Annotated in this window: 17 protein-coding genes; 9 read left to right on the top strand and 8 right to left on the bottom strand. The window is 75.0% G+C overall.

Going from position 1 to position 17,314, the window contains the following annotated elements; genetic code table 11:
* Positions 1–7: 7 nt before the first annotated feature.
* The 3 genes from AB0B76_RS37060 to AB0B76_RS37070 form a co-directional block, all read right to left on the bottom strand.
* The gene (locus tag AB0B76_RS37060; protein WP_360384609.1) at positions 8–2,449 is read right to left on the bottom strand and encodes a tetratricopeptide repeat protein; all 2,442 of its coding nucleotides are present in this window, start codon (positions 2,447–2,449) and stop codon (positions 8–10) included.
* Positions 2,450–2,458: 9 nt separating this feature from the next.
* Positions 2,459–2,869 (bottom strand): cellulose binding domain-containing protein, encoded by a 411-nt coding sequence (locus AB0B76_RS37065; RefSeq protein WP_360384402.1) that lies wholly within the window; start codon positions 2,867–2,869, stop codon positions 2,459–2,461.
* Between the two features lie 61 nt (positions 2,870–2,930).
* On the bottom strand, positions 2,931–4,532 hold the full coding sequence (locus AB0B76_RS37070; protein WP_360384404.1) for an amidohydrolase: 1,602 nt from the start codon (positions 4,530–4,532) through the stop codon (positions 2,931–2,933).
* Between AB0B76_RS37070 and AB0B76_RS37075 the strand changes: the two genes are divergently transcribed.
* The 6 genes from AB0B76_RS37075 (at position 4,531) to AB0B76_RS37100 (ending at position 11,258) form a co-directional block, all read left to right on the top strand.
* Entirely contained in the window at positions 4,531–5,241 is a 711-nt protein-coding gene (locus AB0B76_RS37075) for a response regulator transcription factor (RefSeq protein ID WP_360384406.1), read from the top strand. The two genes, AB0B76_RS37070 and AB0B76_RS37075, sit on opposite strands and share 2 nt — an antisense overlap.
* 48 nt (positions 5,242–5,289) lie before the next feature.
* Entirely contained in the window at positions 5,290–6,183 is an 894-nt protein-coding gene (locus AB0B76_RS37080; protein ID WP_360384408.1) for an ATP-binding cassette domain-containing protein, read from the top strand.
* Positions 6,180–7,253: an ABC transporter permease gene (locus AB0B76_RS37085; protein ID WP_360384410.1), complete on the top strand. Its 1,074-nt coding sequence runs from the start codon at positions 6,180–6,182 to the stop codon at positions 7,251–7,253. Before AB0B76_RS37080 ends, AB0B76_RS37085 begins: the two co-directional genes overlap by 4 nt.
* Positions 7,254–7,400: 147 nt before the next feature.
* Positions 7,401–10,061, top strand: coding sequence for a type VII secretion protein EccCb (gene eccCb / locus AB0B76_RS37090; protein WP_360384412.1), 2,661 nt, complete (start codon positions 7,401–7,403; stop codon positions 10,059–10,061).
* 133 nt (positions 10,062–10,194) lie between these two features.
* Positions 10,195–10,809 (top strand): DUF308 domain-containing protein, encoded by a 615-nt coding sequence (locus AB0B76_RS37095; RefSeq protein ID WP_360384414.1) that lies wholly within the window; start codon positions 10,195–10,197, stop codon positions 10,807–10,809.
* Between the two features lie 62 nt (positions 10,810–10,871).
* Complete coding sequence (locus tag AB0B76_RS37100) at positions 10,872–11,258, top strand: PLDc N-terminal domain-containing protein (RefSeq protein ID WP_360384416.1); 387 nt, start codon at positions 10,872–10,874, stop codon at positions 11,256–11,258.
* Between the two features lie 10 nt (positions 11,259–11,268).
* Here AB0B76_RS37100 and AB0B76_RS37105 read toward each other — a convergent pair whose 3' ends face one another.
* The 4 genes from AB0B76_RS37105 to AB0B76_RS37120 form a co-directional block, all read right to left on the bottom strand.
* On the bottom strand, positions 11,269–11,754 hold the full coding sequence (locus AB0B76_RS37105; RefSeq protein WP_360384418.1) for a hypothetical protein: 486 nt from the start codon (positions 11,752–11,754) through the stop codon (positions 11,269–11,271).
* Positions 11,755–11,863: 109 nt separating this feature from the next.
* Positions 11,864–13,003 (bottom strand): acetylhydrolase, encoded by a 1,140-nt coding sequence (locus AB0B76_RS37110; protein WP_360384420.1) that lies wholly within the window; start codon positions 13,001–13,003, stop codon positions 11,864–11,866.
* 86 nt (positions 13,004–13,089) lie between these two features.
* The gene (locus tag AB0B76_RS37115) at positions 13,090–13,545 is read right to left on the bottom strand and encodes a hypothetical protein (RefSeq protein WP_360384422.1); all 456 of its coding nucleotides are present in this window, start codon (positions 13,543–13,545) and stop codon (positions 13,090–13,092) included.
* Entirely contained in the window at positions 13,542–13,898 is a 357-nt protein-coding gene (locus tag AB0B76_RS37120) for a DUF6069 family protein (RefSeq protein ID WP_360384424.1), read from the bottom strand. The genes AB0B76_RS37115 and AB0B76_RS37120 overlap by 4 nt, the downstream gene beginning before the upstream one ends.
* 109 nt (positions 13,899–14,007) lie before the next feature.
* On the opposite strand from AB0B76_RS37120, the gene AB0B76_RS37125 reads away from it, so the two are divergent.
* The gene (locus AB0B76_RS37125; RefSeq protein WP_360384426.1) at positions 14,008–15,102 is read left to right on the top strand and encodes a histidine kinase; all 1,095 of its coding nucleotides are present in this window, start codon (positions 14,008–14,010) and stop codon (positions 15,100–15,102) included.
* The gene (locus AB0B76_RS37130; protein WP_360384428.1) at positions 15,087–15,743 is read left to right on the top strand and encodes a response regulator transcription factor; all 657 of its coding nucleotides are present in this window, start codon (positions 15,087–15,089) and stop codon (positions 15,741–15,743) included. The genes AB0B76_RS37125 and AB0B76_RS37130 overlap by 16 nt, the downstream gene beginning before the upstream one ends.
* A gap of 259 nt (positions 15,744–16,002) precedes the next feature.
* Here the strand turns inward: AB0B76_RS37130 and AB0B76_RS37135 are convergent, their stop codons facing one another.
* The gene (locus tag AB0B76_RS37135; RefSeq protein WP_360384430.1) at positions 16,003–16,503 is read right to left on the bottom strand and encodes a helix-turn-helix domain-containing protein; all 501 of its coding nucleotides are present in this window, start codon (positions 16,501–16,503) and stop codon (positions 16,003–16,005) included.
* Between the two features lie 89 nt (positions 16,504–16,592).
* Here AB0B76_RS37135 and AB0B76_RS37140 point away from each other — a divergent pair, with 89 nt between their 5' ends.
* Positions 16,593–17,306 carry an SDR family oxidoreductase gene (locus AB0B76_RS37140; protein WP_360384432.1) on the top strand — a complete coding sequence of 238 codons (714 nt, stop codon included), beginning with the start codon at positions 16,593–16,595 and terminating at the stop codon, positions 17,304–17,306.
* Positions 17,307–17,314 lie beyond the last annotated feature (8 nt).

Raw genomic sequence — 17,314 nt, forward strand, 5'->3', positions numbered from 1 at the left:
TCGCACGCTACCGGCGGCCGAGCTCGGTGAGGCCGGCCAGGGCGCGGGCGGCCTCGTGCGGGTCGCCCGCGCGCCGGGCCAGGTCGAGCGCGGCGCGGTACCGGTCCGCGGCGGCGTCGGCCCGGCCCAGCGCGTGCAGGGTCGCGCCGAGTCCGTTCAGGGCCTCGATGCGCAGGCCGCGCTCGCCGGTCTCGCGGCTTATCGCCAGCGCCCGGTCGAGCGGGTCGAGCGCCTCCGCCGGCCGGCCCCGCCGCAGCTGGGCGGCGCCGAGGGCGGCGAGCGCGCTGCCCTCGCCGCCCCGGTCGCGGCACGAGCGGCAGGCCGCCAGCGCCCGCCGCAGCTGCTCGAGGGCGTCCTCGTGCCGGCCGACCAGGCTCTCGAGCACGCCGAGGTTGCCCAGCGCGTAGCCCTCCAGCCGGGCGTCGCCCAGCTCCGCGAACAGGGCCGCCGCCCGCCGCAGGTGCCGACGGGCCGGGCCGTACCGGCCGAGGCGCCGCTGCAGGCCGCCGAGGTTGAGCAGCTGGGAGCCCTCGCCGTGGCGGTCGGCGAGGGCGCGGTACGCGGCGAGGGCCCGGATCAGGCCGGCCCGGGCCTGCGGGTAGTCGCCGAGCCGCTCGTGGGCCAGGCCCAGCCGGGCCAGCGCCCGCGCCCGTCCGGCGCGATCCCCGCCGCGCTCGTGCCAGACCAGGGACCGCTCGAACAGGTGCCGGGCGCGGGCGTGCTCGCCCAGCCACCAGTACGTCCCGCCGAGGTTGGCGAGCGCCCGGGCGACCCGCTCCGGCGGCGAGGGCGGAACCGCGCGCAGGGCCGCCCGCGCGGCGGCGCCGTGGACCGCGAGCGCCTCGCGGGCGTGGCCGCCGACCTCGAAGTACCGCCACAGGGCTTCGGAAATTTCGATGACGTGCGCGGCGAGGCCGTGGCGGGCGGCGTGCCCGGCCAGAGCCACCAGGTTGTCCCGCTCCCGGTCCAAGGCGAAACGCGCGGCTTCGGTACCGCCGGGAGCGGGTCGCACGCCCGGCCGGTCGTGCGGGAACAGGGCGGCCGCGGCGGCCGACGCGGCGCCGACGTGATGGTCGAGCAGGCGCACGAGGGCGGCCCGGCGCTCGTCGGGGGAGAGGGCGTTGTGCGCGGACTCGGCGGCGTAGGCGCGCAGGAGGTCGTGCTGGCCGTACCGGTCCGGGCCGATCCGGGCCACCAGGTGCGCGCGGACCAGCTCGGCGAGGGCGGCCCGCGGCTCCGCGAGGGCCGCGATGGCCGAGCCGTCCAGGTCGGTGCCGGGATGGACGCCCAGCAACGCGAAGAGTCGCTGGGCGGCCGGGCCGAGGTGACGGTACGACCAGGAGAACACGGCCCGCACCGCGCTGCGCGGGTCGCCCGCGTCCAGGCGGTCCAGGGCGGCGCCGTCCAAGTCGGCCACCACGTCGTGCAGGGGCAGCCCCTCGTGGCCGGCCGCGAAGTCGGCGGCGATGCGCAGCGCCAGCGGCAGGCCCGCGCACCGGCGCGCGAGCGCGGCGGCGGCCGCCGGTTCGGTGTCGACCCGCTCGCCCAGCAGCGCCCGCAGGAGCCGCGCCGCGTCGGCCTCGCCCAGCGGGTCGAGCCGGATCCGGCGGGCGCCCTCGCGGACGACCAGGCCGGCCAGGTCGTCGCGGCTGGTGATCACCGTGAGGCAGGACGCGGCGCCGGGCAGCAGCGGGCGTACCTGGTCGGCGCCGAACGCGTTGTCCAGCAGCACGAGCACGCGGCGGCCGGCAACGAGGCTGCGGTACAGCGCGGCCCGCTCCGCCACGGCCCGGGGGATGCCGGCGCCGTCGACGCCGAGCGCGCGCAGGAAGCCGGCGAGGGCGTCGGCCGCCGCGACGGGCCGGCGGGGGTCGTACCCGCGCAGGTCGACGTGGAGCTGGCCGTCGGGGAAGCGGGCGGCGGCCCGGTGCGCCCACCGCACGGCGAGCGCGGTCTTGCCGACCCCCGCGGTGCCGACGACGAGCGCGACGGTGCCGTCGGGCATGGTGGCGAGGTCGGCGAGCTGTTGTTCGCGGCCGGTGAAGCCGGCGCTGTCGAGGGGGAGCTGCCGCGGTACGGCGACCCATGCCGGTCCGCCCTGGCGGCGCGCGTCCGCGACCCGGTCCCGGGCGGTGGCGAGCGCGCCCTGCTCGGCGGGGGTCGCGCCGAGCAGCCGTACGAGTGCGTCGAACCGGTCGGTCGGCGGGAGGACCTGGCCGGCGAGGTACCCGCCGATCACGCCGCGGGACCATCCGGTCGCGGCGGCGAGCTGGCGGTAGGTGAGCTCGCCGCCCCCGCCGTCCCGGGCGTGGCGCCGGCGCAGGTCGCGCAGGGCCCGGCCGAGGTCGGCGAGCGTCGCGATGCCGGCCGCCGGATCGAGGCTCGACCCGGCGGCCGCCGCCGATGTCGAGGACCGCCCGCCGATGCCGGGGAGGCTATCCGGCCTCAGCCGGCGGAGCTACCAGCCCGCCGCCGCGCAGGGCAGACCGTTGAGCGCGAAGCCCGTAGGCGGCGTGAAAGGTACAGCCGATCCGCCGAACCCCACGTTCGCCTGCCCGCCGGGCCGCAGTGTCGCGAAGTACACCGCCGGCGTGATCGTGCCCGACGAGCCGGTGCGGGCGATGCTCCCCCCGAAGGAGCTGGTGATCGTCGCCGTTCCGGCCAGCTGGAACGTGATCTGCCAGCCGGTGAGCGGGGCGGCGGTGGCGTTGTTGACGGTCACGAAGGTCTGGAATCCGGGCGCGAACGGGATCACCTGGGCGACACACGTGGGCACGGGGTCGGCGGACGCGGGGGCCGGGGCGGCGACGAGCGCGGCGACGGACGCCAGCACGCACGCGAGCCCGAGGGCGAGGCGATGTCTGTCCATGGTGGCATCGTGGCCGCCCCCGGGAAAACGCGCCCCGTATCTCGGACACGGTCGGACGCGGTCAGTGCTCGTGGACCAGGGCGCCGTGGACGAAGACGAGGTCCGCCCGGGTGTCGTGCAGGGCGGCGCCGGGCTCGAACGGGTTGCGGTCCAGCACGACGAGGTCCGCGGCCTTGCCCGGGGTCAGGGTGCCGATCTCCGCGTCGAGGTGGCTCACGTACGCCGAGCCCGCCGTGTAGGCCCGCAGCGCCTGCTCCAGGGTCAGGGCCTGCTCCGGCAGCATCGGGGTCTGCGCCGACGGCCACGCCGACTCGGCCGAGCCCGGGGGTTCCGTCCGGTGTACCGCCACGTGGATGGCCGGCCACGGGTCCGGCGTCGACACCGGCCAGTCGCTGCCCGCCGCCAACCGGCCGCCCGCCCGGAGGATCGCGCCGAAGGGGTACTGGTGCGCCGTTCGCTCCGGGCCGAAGAACGGGACGCACAGGGTGTCGTTCTGCTCGTGGTGCGTCGCCCACAGGGACTGGATGTTCGCGGTCACGTCCAGGGCCGCGAACCTCGGCACGTCCGCCGGGTCGACCACGTGCAGGTGGGCGATGTGGTGGCGCTGCGTGTTGCCGCTCGCCGCCACCGCGTCCAGGCACTCGCGGACCGCGCGGTCGCCGATGGCGTGGAAGTGCACCGCGAACCCCGCGGCGTCCAACGTGGACACGTAGGAGCCCAGGAGTGCCGGGTCCACATTGGAGGTACCGCAGAAATCCTTACCCACATAGGGGTCCAGCATCGCGGCGGTGAAGTTCTCGGCCACGCCGTCCTGCATGATCTTCACGGTACGGGTGACGAAACGGCCCTCGGTGCGCCGCCGCTCCAGCAGCGCCTCGAGCTGGTCCAGGCCGCGGTCGCGGTCCCACCACAGGGCGCCGGCGACGCGGGCCCGCAGCGCGCCCGAGGCCGCGGCGCGCGTGTAGGTGCCGAACTGGTCGCGTGAGCCCGCGTACGAGCCGACGATCGCGTCCTGCCAGCCGGTGACGCCCAGCGAGAACAGGTACCGCTGGGCCTCCGCGAGCGCCCGGTCGTAGTCGGCCTCGGTGTCCGCCGGCAGCAGCGGGGTCACCAGGTCCATCGCGGCTTCGTGCAGTACACCCGAAGGCGTCCCGTCGGCGGAGCGCTCGATGCGGCCGTTGCGGGGGTCCGGGGTGCCGGCGTCGATCCCGGCCGCGCGCAGGGCGGCCGAGTTGACCCACGCCGAATGGTGGTCGCGGTTGGGCAGGAAGACCGGGCGGTCCGGGGCCACCGCGTCGAGGTCCTCGCGTCTCGGCAGGCCGCCCGGGAACGCCGACATCGACCAGCCGCCGCCGGTGACCCAGGGCCGGTCCGCCGGGTAGGCGGCCACCGCGGCCAGGTAGGCCGCGCGGTCGGCCAGGTGCGACAGGTCGCAGCGCAGGCGCTCCAGGGCGCCCTGCACCGGGTGGACGTGCGCGTCGTGCAGGCCGGGGACGAGCAGGCGGCCCGCGAGGTCGACGAGCTCGTACGCGCCCGGGAGGGCCGCGCGGACCGAGGAAAGGTCACCGACCGCCACGATCCGGCCGCCCTCGGTGGCGAGAGCCGTGGGCCGGCCGCCGTCGCCGGTCCAGATCGGGCCACCCGTGAACACCATCGCACCCATGGAGCGAGAGGATACTAAGGTCGCGGGCATGATCCGGGTGCTGCTCGCCGATGACCACCAGCTCGTCCGCACTGGGTTCCGTGTCATCCTCGAGACGGAGGACGACCTCAGCGTGGTCGGGGAGGCCGCCGACGGGCGCCAGGCGGTCGAGCTCGCCCTCAGCACCCCCGCCCACGTGCTGCTCATGGACGTGGAGATGCCCGGCGTCGACGGGCTCGCGGCGACCCGCGAGATCACCGCGGCCGGGCCGGCGCCCGCGGTGCTGATGCTTACCACGTTCGACCGCGACGACTACCTCTTCGCCGCGCTCGAGGCCGGGGCCAGCGGTTTCCTGCTCAAGAACGGCACGCCCGAGGCGCTCATCGACGCGGTGCGGATCGTCGCGCGCGGCGACGCGCTGCTCGCGCCGGAGATCACGCGGCGGGTCATCGCGGCGTTCGCGCGGCCCGGGCGGCGGCCCGCGGGCGGCGGCGCGGCGCTGCTGGCCGAGCTGACCCCGCGCGAGCGGGAGGTGCTGGTGGAGCTGGCCGGCGGGGCGACCAACGCCGAGATCGCGGGCCGCCTGCACCTCGGCGAGGCGACGGTCAAGACGCACGTGAGCCGGGTCCTCACCAAGCTGGGGCTGCGCGACCGCACGGCCGCGGTCGTCTTCGCGTACGAACACGCGGTGGTGACACCGGGTCCGTCGCGCGATGGACCCCGCGGGTAAATCGCCAGCCGGATTCGCGGCGGCCGTGCGGCGCCTACCGTGATGCCCATGAGTGACGCACTGCGGGTGGAGGCGGTCAACCGGCGCTTCGGCGACCGGCAGGTGCTCTCCGACATCACGTTCGACGTCGGTACCGGGCGGATGACCGGCTTCGTCGGGGCCAACGGCGCCGGCAAGACCACGACGATGCGCATCATTCTCGGGGTCCTCGCCGCCGACTCGGGCGCGGTGACCTGGCAGGGCGCGCCGCTGAGCAAGGAGATCCGCCGGCAGGTCGGCTACATGCCGGAAGAGCGTGGGTTGTACCCGAAGATGAGCGTCCGCGAGCAGCTCATCTACCTCGGCCGGCTGCACGGGCTGACGCTGGAACGGGCCCGGCGCAACGCCGCCGAGCTGCTCGAGCGCCTCGGCCTCACCGAGCGTGCCGACGACCCGCTGCAGCAGCTGTCGCTGGGCAACCAGCAGCGCGCCCAGATCGCCGCCGCGCTCGTGCACGACCCGGTCCTGCTCGTGCTCGACGAGCCGTTCTCGGGCCTCGACCCGCACGCGGTCGACACCGTCGTCGGCGTCCTGCGGGAGCGGACCGCGGCGGGCGTGCCGGTGCTGTTCTCCAGCCACCAGCTCGACGTCGTCCAGCGGCTCTGCGACGATCTCGTCATCATCGCCGCCGGGCGGATCCGGGCCACCGGTACCGGCGACGAGCTGCGCGCCCGGTTCGCCGAGCCCCGCTACGAGCTGCGGGTCGACGGCGACACCGGCTGGCTGCGGGACCACCCCGGGGTCACGGTCGTCGACCTGGACGGCGACCGGGCGGTCTTCGACCTCGCCGAAACCGCGGACGACCAGGTTGTACTCCGGGAAGCCCTCGCCCGCGGCCCCGTGCGCGTGTTCGGCCCCGTCGTTCCCTCGCTCGCCGAGATCTTCCGAGAGGTGACCCGATGAACCTGCTGGAGGCGGTCCGGCTCGTGGCCGCGCGCGAGCTCAAGGTGAAGCTGCGCGACAAGACGTTCCTGTTCAGCACCCTGTTCTTCCTGCTGTTCGCGTTCGGCTCCTCGGTGCTGCCGGCCCTGTTCGCGGGCGGGCCGTCCTCGGTCGCGGTGGCGCAGTCCTCGCCGTACGAGGGCAAGCTGCGCGGCGCGGGCCTGAACGTGAAGGTCGTCGCCGACCCCGAGAAGACCGTCCGCGACGGCGACGCCGACGCCGCGGTCGTGGCCAAGGGCGACTCGGCCGAGGTGCTCGCGATGAAGGACGCGCCAAACGACGTCGTCTCGGCGTTGTCGGTCGCTCCGGAGGTACACCTTCTGGATCCCGACGCCGTCGACCCGCTGGCCGCTTTCCTCGTGCCCTTCATGTTCGCGCTGGTGTTCTTCTTCACGTCGCTGACGTTCGGCATCCAGATCGCGCAGAGCGTCGTCGAGGAGAAGCAGACCCGCATGGTCGAGATCCTGGTCGCGGCCGTGCCCGTGCGGGCCCTGCTCGTCGGCAAGGTCGCCGCCGGCGGCATCCTGGCCCTTGCCCAGGTCGCGCTGATCGCGGTCGTGAGCATCGTCGGCTCGCAGTTCAGCGACGACGCCGGCACCCTGCTGCCGCTGCTGGCCCCGGCGATGAGCTGGTTCATCCCGTTCTTCGTGCTCGGCTTCATCATGCTGGCCGCGCTGTGGGCCGCCGTGGGCGCGCTCGTCAACCGCCTCGAGGACGTGTCGAGCGTCGGCATGCCCGTGCAGCTCCTGGTGATGCTCCCGTTCTTCCTGGTGATCTTCCTCGGCGACAACCCGGCGGCGATGCGCATCCTGTCCTACGTCCCGTTCTCCGCCCCCACCGCCATGCCGGTCCGCCTCTTCGACGGCTCCGCGGCGGCCTGGGAACCGTTCGCGTCGCTGGTCATCCTGGCCGCGGCGGCGGCCGGCGCGCTGCTGGCCGGGGCGCGCATCTACGAGGGCTCGCTGCTGCGCACGAACGGCCGCACGTCGTGGGCCACCGCCTGGCGCGACCGCGAGCTGCGCAGCATCTGACGACGTCGATGCAGCCCCCGCGCGATTCGTGACGTGTCTGGGCCGTGGACCGGGAACAGGAGTTCGCCGAGCACTACGCGGCGCTCGACCCGCCGGTGCCGTAGGCGGGGGGCCGCGCGCACCGGGCGTTCCGGCTACGGTGGTGCGGTGTCAGACCCCCGCCTCGCCGCCGCGCGGGAGACGCTCGAGCGCCGGTATCCGGTGGAGTCCGCGCTGCGGGCGGTGGACGAGCTGGGCGAGCTCGCGCGGCAGCCGCACGGCGACCTGCTCGCCATCGTGCGGGCGCTGGCCGGCGCGACCGAGGACGGGCCCGAGTCGCTGGTGGCCGCCGCGCGGTCCGTGCTGCTGGACATCACCCGGCAGGTGCCCGCGCCGGAGTTGGCGGACGACGGCCGGAGCGACCAGGTGCCGTTCGAGGCGCTGCAGGGCCTCGGCGACCCGGCCACCTTCGACCCGGCGCGGAGCTGGCCGTCCCGCCCGGGCGGCGACCGGCTCCGCGTGCCGCTCGGCGTGGGGACCGACGGCGCGCCGGTCACGCTCGACTTCGAGGCGGGCCCGCACGGCCTCATCGTGGGCGCGCCCGGCTCGGGCAAGTCGGAGCTGCTGCGCACGTTGGTCCTCGCGCTCGCCGTCACGCACTCGCCCGAGGAGCTCAACTTCGTCTTCGTCGACCACTACGGCGGCTCGACGTTCAGCGCGCTGCAGCGCCTGCCCCACGTCGCGGCGATGATCACCGGGATCGCGGCGTCGCCGGACCTGGTCGACCGCTTCCTCGACACCGTCGCCGGCGAGCTCGCCCGGCGGGCCGAGCCGGCCCGGACCGCGCCGGCGCTGTTCGTCGTCGTCGACGAGTTCACCGGGCTGCTCGCCGTCGACCCCGGCATCGTCGACCTGTTCGTGCAGATCGGCCGGGTCGGGCGGTCGCTCGGCGTGCACCAGCTGCTCGCCTCGCAGCGGCTCGAGGAGGGGCGGCTGCGCGGCCTGGACAACTACCTGTCCACCCGGATCGCGCTGCGCACGTTCACCGCGCAGGAGAGCCGCGTCCTGATCGGCACGCCCGACGCGTTCGAGCTGCCCATGACGCCCGGCGCCGGGTATGTGCGGTCCGGTTCCGAGGCGCCGGTCCGGTTCCGCGGGCCGATGGCGTACCACCGCTACTGGCCGCCGGCCGGCCCGGCCTGGGACCGCGTCCTGCGGGGCCTCGCGCCCTGGGGCCGGCCGAACGTGGCCGAGGTGCTCACCGAACGGATGCGCGCCGCGGCCCCGCCCGCGACCCCGATGTGGCTGCCGCCGCTGACCGAGTCGCCGACCTTGGGCGACCTCCTGGGCCCGCTCGTGGCGGACCCGGAGGGCCTGCGGCGCGACGGTGTGCCACTCGCCCGGGTGGACCGGCCCTTCGAGCGGCGGTACGACGTCCTCAGGACCCCGCTCGACGAGGGCAACATCGCGATCGTCGGCACCCACCAGAGCGGGAAGTCGACCGCGCTGCAAACGCTCGCGCTCGGCCTGGCCCTGGCCCACAAGCCGGTCGAGGCGCAGCTGTACGTCCTGGACCTCGGCGGCCGGACCCTAGCCCCGCTGGCCGGCCTGCCGCACACCGCCGCCGTCGCCGACCGCCGCCGGCGCGACCTGGTGCCGCGGATCGTCGGCGAGCTGCACGCCCGTCTGGACCGCGAGCCGGCCGGACGCGCCTATCTGCTCATCGACGACTGGGGCGCGGTACGCCAGGATTTCGAGGATCTCGAGGTGCTGCTCCACGACCTGGCCCGGCGCGGGCCCGCCCACGGCATCCGCCTCGTCGTCACGGCGCGGCGCTGGGCCGAGCTGCGGCCCGCGTTCCGCGACGCCTTCACCACCCGGATCGAGCTGCGCCTGGGCGACCCGGCCGAGTCGGAGCTCGACCGGCGGGCCGCGAGCCGGATCCCGTACGACCTCCCCGGGCGCGGCCTCACCGCCGACCGCCGGCCCATGATGGTGGCCCGCCCGCGGCTGACCGGGGACGGCGACCTCGGCGCGGCGGTCGCGGCGATCCGCGCGGCCTGGCCGTTCGAGCCGGTGCCGGCCGTCGAGGAGCTGCCCGGACGGCTGTCGCCCGAGGCGCTGCCCGAGCCGCGGCGCGGCCGGATCCCGATCGGCGTCGAGCAGCTCGCCCTGCGCCCGGTGGTCGCGGACTTCGAGGACGACCCGCACCTGATCGTGCTGGGCGACGACGGGTCCGGCAAGACCTCGTTCCTGCGCGGGCTGGCCCGCTCGATCGAGCGGGCGTACCGGCCGGAGGAGGCCCGGATCGTCGTGCTCGACTACCGCCGGCACCTCCTCGGCGCGGTGGCGCGGTCGCACCTGATCGGGTACTGCACCGGCCCCGCGGCCGCCGCCGACGTCCTGGGCGAGGTCGTCAAGGCGCTCGGCGAGCGGGTGCCCGGCCGGTGGCGCGGACCCGAGCTGTTCCTCCTCGTCGACGACTACGACCTGGTCTCCGGGGCCGCCGACCCGTTGGCGGGCCTGCTTGAGCTCCTGCCACGGGCCGGCGACATCGGGCTGCACCTCGTGGTCGCCCGCCGGGTCCAAGGCGCCGCGCGGGCGATGTTCGAGCCGGTCCTCTCGCTCCTGCGCGACCTGTCCGCGGCGGGGATCGTGCTGTCCGGCCCGCCCGAGGAGGGCCAGGTGCTCGCCGGCGTCCGGCCCGAGCCCCTCCCGCCCGGCCGGGGCCGGCACGTGTCGCGCCGGCACGGCCGGCAGCTCGTCCAGCTGGCGTGGCACAGTCCACCGCCGCGAGGGATCGCTGACCCCGCGGCCGCTGACGTTTGAGGTTGTCCATGCGCAACGGGCGGCGGTTTCACTCTCCGCGGGTCATGGACGGCCTCCCCCGCGGGTGGACCGTGATGTTGTGAGGTGATATCGGCCTCGCACAAGGAGCGGTGTGCGAAGGGAGGTGCGGCCCATGGCCAGCATGTCGGGGCACGCTCAGCACCCGGCGGCGGCGACGGTTCGTCGTGACGTCGAGGTGCCGTTCTGGCGGTTGGTCGGCGTCGGTGTGGCCACGGCGCTGTTCGGTCTTGCGGTGCTCGCCTGGCCACATGCCACGCTGCGGTTGCTCGGGGTGCTCGCTGGCGTCTGGCTGCTGGTGATCGGGGCGATGCGCATCGCCGGGGCGTTCCGGAAGCGTCCGGCAACCGCGCGCCACGTGTCGATCCAACAGGTCGTCGACGGGCTGTTCGGGGTGTTGCTGGTGGCCGTCGGCATCGCGAGCCTGAGCTCGGCCCGGGCCGGGGTGGTCACGGTGTCGGTGCTCATCGGGCTGGCCTGGCTGCTCAGCGGGTTCGCCGCGGTGCTGCTCGGGCTGTTCGCGTCCGGACGGGCGCGGACGTCGCTGCTCGCGCTGGGCGGCGCGGCGATCGTGGTCGGCGTGCTGTTCGTGGCATGGCCCGGCGTGTCGCTGCGCGTGCTGGTGCTGCTGACCGGCATCAGCGCTGTGGTGCTCGGGGCGGTCGAGATCGCGATCGCGGTTCAGGCGCGGCGGTCCGCGGCCGCGCCGATCGAGAAATCAACGGTTTGACGTCTGGGAGGTCGACGATGGACCTGTCGTTTGGTGACATTGTGCTTTCGACCATCTGGTTCATGCTCGTGTTCGCGTGGATCTGGTTGATGATCAGCATTCTGACGGACCTGTTCCGGGATCCGTCGGTGTCGGGGTGGGGCAAGGCGGCGTGGACGGTGTTCCTGATCGTGCTGCCCTGGCTCGGGGCACTGACGTACCTCATCGCCCGGGGCCGCTCGATGAACGAGCGCTCGGCGCAGCGGGCACGGGAGCAGGACGAGCGCATGCGGCAGTACGTGCGCGAAGCCGCCGGCTCCGCGGGGGCGCCGGCCATGTCGAGTCCCGCCGACGACCTCGGCAAGCTCGCCGATCTGCGGCAGCGGGGCGTGCTGAGCGACTCGGAGTACGAGCGGGCCAAGTCGGCGCTGCTCGGCATGAACGGCAAGCCGGCCCGGCAGCCGCTGTGACGATGCCGGGTCAGTGAAGAGCGGCCTTGAGCACGATGAGCGCCACGCCGAAGCTGCCGGCCACGGCGGTGGAGGCGAGGCGCTCACCGGTGCTCAGCCGGCCCAGGGCGCCGATCTCCCAGCCGCCCAGGGCCAGCAGGCCGGTGTTGCACGCCAGCGCGACGAGCACCGCCTGGTACTGCTCGACCCGCAGGACCTCGAGGCCGACGAGCACGACCAGCGGCAGCGCCGACGCCGTCACGATCTCCCAGCCGAGCGAGAGCTGCCGGCGTACCTCGGCCCAGCTCGGCCGGTGGCCGTCGTGGATGCGCTCGGCGACGAGCCGGGCGTAGCGCTCGGCGCTCCAGTAGACCGCGAGCGTGAGCAGCACCGCCGCCGCGGTCGCCGCCGCGGAGTGCGCGTGCGAGGTCGCCATGACGGCGGCGCTGACGATGAGCCCGTAGATCCCGGCCGCGGTGCCTTCCTCGGTACCGCGCCGGATCAGTCGTTGCCGCACGCCCGCAGTTACCCGCGCCGCCTGGCGTAAGCCCCGCCCCGGCGAGGACTACCCCGGGGACTCACCCCGCGGCGGACGGCCGCTCCGCGGGCCGGTCATCCTGTTCGTGTCAGGGGATGAATCGCAGCTCCGGGAAGGCGCGGCTCGGGCCGTCGAGGAGGCGCTGCCGCCGGTGGCGCAGGTGCTGGTCGAAGAAGGCCAGGGGGTACACCTGCTGGATCTGCACGGCCCGGGCCGGGTCGAGGGTGCCGATCCAGTCGGCGCGGTCCTCGGCGCTCATCCCGGTCAGCGTGGCCAGCTGCGGGATCAGCCACTGGTGGTCGCAGTACGCCCCGTGGCGCGCGCCGTCGGCCTGCACGTTGAGCCGCCATCCGCGCAGCCGCGACCAGAACTCCTCGACGCTCGGCTCGGCGGCCCGGCCGAACTCCGCGGTCATCAGCATGAACGGCCGGTCGAGGCCCTCGACCGGCGGTTGCGACTGCATCGGGCCGTCGAAGCTGAGCCCGGCCCGCACGCGGCGGTCCTGGTTCATGACGAGGGCGGTCGCGGTCGCGCCCTTCGACCAGCCGAACATGCCGACGCGGCGCAGGTCGAGCGCGTCGCCCAGGCCGGCCGGCAGCGGGCGGCGCCCGGCGTCGGGGTTGCGCCCGGCGTCTATGTCCTCGATGCGGTCGAGGACGAAGCGGACGTCGTGGGCGTGGTCCCACGGCGTGACCGGCAGGTCGTCGGCGGGGACGGTGAGCTCGTTGTACGAGTCGGCGGAGTCCACCGTGACGACGGCGTAGCCGTGGCTGGCGAGCTCCTGGACGACGATGGTGGTCTCGGAGCGGTGGCCGCCGGCGCCGTGCGAGAACAGGACCACGGGCCGCCGGTCGGTTGTCCGCAGTACCGCCGCGCCCGTGCGGCCGGCCGTGAGGGGCGCCGCCGCGACGCCGGGGTCGAATCCGTTGTCCGCGAGCAGTGCGCGCATCGGCGCCGCGGGCATCCACGGCGCGACCGGATGGCGCCGGGCGTCCGCGGCGGCCGGGTACCACACGCCGGCCATCAGGTCCCGCCCGCCGGGGGCGCCGGCGAGGCGGAGGTCCACGGTGCCGACGTCGTGCGGCCCGGTGGGGCGGGGCAGCGTGAGCCGGGCCGGACCACCGGGCGCGGCGGCCCACCCGCGACCGGTGGCGAACGGAGCGGCAACCCCGGCGGCGAGCGCGGCGGCGAGCAGGCGCCGGCGGGTCAGTTCGGGTTTGGTTGTCATGCCAATAGATCTCCATGACAAACCGATTTGCGCCAGTACCAAGTCAGGCCGGGGCACCACCGAGGTCGGGCCGGGTCCGGGCCGGCTTATCGCGGTCCTCTGGCCCCCGACGCCATGGCGATCGCCATCGCGGTGATCAGCCGCTGCCGGCGGCGGGTCAGCACGGCGAAGCAGGCGGTCAGCACGACGAGGTCCGCCTCGGCCCAATCGCCCGTGACCTCGACCCGCAGCCGCGCGCCCCGCCAGCCGGACTGCACGTGGACGCGGGCCTCGCCGCGGGTCAGGGTGGCCGAGTGCCGGCCCAGGCTCCAGCGCACCGCCCCGCCCGCGCCCGGCACGCGGGCGCCGTCCGGGCGCAGGGCGACCACCGGCCGGCCGTCGATGCGCGCCGCCACGCCGAGGCGGCGGCGGTCGGTGGCCTCGACGTCGAAGTCGCCGGCCGCGGTGCGCAGGGTGCCGCGCCGCATCGAGCCGCGGGTGTGCAGGGTGGCGTCGCCGAAGGTCCAGCGGCCGTGTGCGCGCCGGACCAGGTGCGCGGTCATCGGGGCAGCCCGGCGAGCAGGACCGCGCCGACGGTCAGGTGCAGGGCGGCGAGCCCCGCCACCGCGCCCGCGGTCGCCGCGCCCAGGGGACCGAGCAACGACAGCAGCAGTACCGCCGCCGCCGTCACGACCCAGATCGTCCGGCCCCGGCGCGTGGTGCGCTCGAGCACCGCGAGCAGCGCCCAGCCCAGCAGCCCGGCGAGGGCGGCGGTGACCCCGACCGCGGCCGCCCCGACCGGGCCCTGCCCGGGAACGCTCAGGTCGGCGCCGGCGGCGTGCATGAGCAGGAACACGGCCTCGGCCGCGACGACGGCGGCCCCGACGACCCCGGCCCGCTGCAAGGAAGTTGTCATGCCGACGAGTCTGGGCGCGGGGCCGGACCCGCCACATCGACCGCCCGGCACGCCCGGCTACGACTTTGGTCGGTGGCCGCCGCAGTTGATCAACGCCTAGCCTGCATCCGTGACCCCCAACGGACCGCCGCGCGTCGCCGCCGCCATCGTGGCGGTCGCGATCGGCGCGCTGACCGCGGCGAGCCTGCTGGCGACGCACGGCCCGCTCGACATCGCGGCCGGCGGGCTCGCCGTCGCGGGCGTCGTGGTGGCGCTGTACCGGCCGATCGCGGGCGGCCTCGCGCCGGGCGTGCTCGCCGCGCTCTCGCCGGTGGCGACGCCGGCCGCGACCTCCGCCGTCTTCACCGCCGCGCGGCGCCGTCCGCTGCGCGATGCGGTGGTGGTCGCGCTGACCGGCCTCGGCGGGCACGCGGTGCAGGGGTTCTGGCGGCCGTACCCCGGGCTCGCCTACGGCTGGTGGCTGCTGCTCATGGCCGTTGCCCACGCGGCACTGTTCGGCTGGGGCGTGTGGGCGCAGGCCCGCCACGAGCTGCTGCTGTCCCTGCGCGAGCGGGCCTGGCGGGCCGAGGCCGAGCAGGGCCGCCGGGTGCGCGAGGCCCGGCTCGCCGAACGCACGCTCATCGCCCGGGAGATGCACGACGTGCTCGCCCACCGCCTGTCGCTGCTGGCCATGTACGCGGGCGCGCTGGAGTACCGCCCCGACGCCCCGCCCGAACGCCTGACCGAGGCCGCCGGCGTCATCCGGCAGGGCGTGCACCAGGCGCTGGACGAGCTGCGCGAGGTGATCGCGGTGCTGCGCCACGAGGACCTCGGCGCCGTGCACTCCCTGCCCGACGTGCCGGGGCTGGTCGCGGAGGCCGTCGCCGCGGGCCAGACCGTCCACCTCGACCACCGCTGCGCCGGCGCGGACGTGCCGCCCGCGGTCGGCCGCACCGCCTACCGGGTCGTGCAGGAGGCGCTCACCAACGCGCGCAAGCACGCGGCCGGGCGGCCGGTTACGATCAGGCTGGAGATCGATGGGGGCCGGCTGGTGCTCGACGTACGCAACCCGATCACGGAGGACCTGCCGGACCTGTCCGGCTCGGGGGTGGGCCTGATCGGCCTGACGGAGCGCGTCGGCCTGGCCGGCGGCACGCTGGAGCACGCCGTGACGGCGACGGGCGAGTTCCGGCTGCGGGCGGAGCTGCCGTGCACGAGCGGTTAGTCCGGGTCCTGGTGGTGGACGACGATCCATTGGTACGCGCGGCGCTCACGATGATGCTCGACGGCGCGGCCGGCATCGAGGTCCTGGCGACGCTGACGGACGGCGACGAGCTCCCGGCGGCCCTGGACCGCCACCGCGCCGACCTGGTCCTGATGGACCTGCGGATGCCCCGGGTCGACGGCATCCAGGCCACGCGCCGCGCAAGGGCCCGGCCCCAGCCGCCCGAGGTCATCGTCCTGACGACCTTCGACACCGACGAGCACGTGGTCCGCGCGCTGCGTGCCGGCGCGAGCGGCTTCCTGCTCAAGGACACCCCGCCGGAGCGCATCGTCGACGCCGTACGCCGCGTCTCGGCGGGCGATCCGATCCTGTCCCCGGCGGTGACCCGCCGCCTCATGGCGCGGGTGGCGGCGGACGCGGCCGGCTTCGAGCGCGCCCGCGGCCAGCTGTCCGCCGTGAGCCCGCGGGAACGCGATGTGGCGGTCGGCGTCGCGCGCGGCCTGACCAACGCCGAGATCGCGGCCGAGCTGTCGATGAGCGTCGCGACGGTCAAGGCCCACCTGACCCACATCATGACCAAGCTGGACCTGGACAACCGCACCCAGCTCGCGATGCTCGTCCACGACGCCGACCTGCTGTAGCGGGCCCCTCCTACGCGCTCGGGGCGCTGCGCAGGGGCAGCGTGACCGTGGTGCCGCCGGTGTCCCGGCCGGCCAGGTGGATCGCGCCGCCGTGCTGCTTGGCGATGGTGTGGCTCAGGGCCAGGCCGCACCGGGGTACGGCCGGTGACCTGGCGGCACGGCAGCCGCAAGACGGCCGCCAACCCGACCGCGAAGATGCGCTCGCACTTACTGCGACTGCGTATCCGGCCAGCCGACCGCGACATCCCCCGCGGCGCTACTAGCGGGCCGTCTGGTCGCCGATGCGCCGGCTGGGGGCCGCCGTCAGGAAGTGGACGCGGTCCGCTGGTACGACGGCGTCGGTGTCGTCGACGAAGGCCACCCGCACGGGACGGTCATCGCCGACGGAACGCCGCAGGGTGGAAGGTCCCGTGGCCGGCGGCCGGTTGTCGTCGCCCCATTGTTGGAGGGCGGCCAGGATCAGCCGCAGCTGCTCTCCGGCCGGCGTCAGGTGGTAGCTGAAGCGTGTGCGCGCGCCGGGCTGGCGGTAGGGCCGTTTCTCCATGACACCCTCGGCCACGAGGGTGCCCAGACGCAGAGTGAGGATGTCGGGGGCGATGCCGAGGCGGTCGCGGAAGTCGGCGAAGCGCGTTACGTGCTGCAGTGCCGCCTCGCGGACGATCAGCAACGTCCAGTGTTCCCCCACGACCGTCAGGGCGCGGGCGATCGAGCACGTTTCCTCGCTGTCGCGGGCCTCCTGCGTGACGTTGGCGTGAGTCATACCACTCAGCATACCTCTGAGTTGGGGAACGCTACTCAGCAGGCTACGTTGTGAATACCTATCCAGCCCTCACTCGAGACGAGAGACTCATGGACATCAGGAACGCAGTCGCTGTCGTAACCGGCGCGAACCGCGGTCTGGGCCGCCACTTTGCCGCCCAGCTGCTCGAGCGCGGCGCAGCGAAGGTATACGCGGGCGCGCGCAACCCGGCGTCGGTCGACCTGCCCGGGGTCGTGCCGCTCGCACTGGACATCACCGACCCCGACTCCGTGGCACGGGCAGCCGACGTCGCCGCGGACGCGACGTTGCTCATCAACAACGCCGGCATCCTCACGCACGTCGGCTTCGTCGACGGCGACACCAGCGACATCCGCCGGGAGATGGAGACCAACTTCTTCGGCGCCCTCAACATGACCCGGGCCTTCGCCCCGGTGATCGCCGCCAACGGTGGCGGGGCCGTGCTCAACGTGCTGTCCGTGCTCAGCTGGGCGCACTACCCGAACTACGGCGGCTACAGCGCCGCCAAGGCCGCGGCGTGGGCCATGACCAACGTGACACGGCAGGAGCTGGCGCCGTCCGGCATCGACGTCACCGCCCTGCACGTGGGCTACATGGATACCGACATGGTCGACTACGTGCCCGCATCCGACAAGGTCGACCCCGCGGGGGTGGCCCGCCTCGGCCTCGACGGCATCCAGAACCGCGCGCTCGAAGTGGTGGCCGACGAGAAGAGCCGCACCGTGCGCTCCGCACTCTCCGGCGACCTCGCAACCCTTTACCCCGGCCTGCCCGCGACGCGCTGACCGCGACA

The organism is Dactylosporangium sp. NPDC049140, from assembly GCF_040648435.1.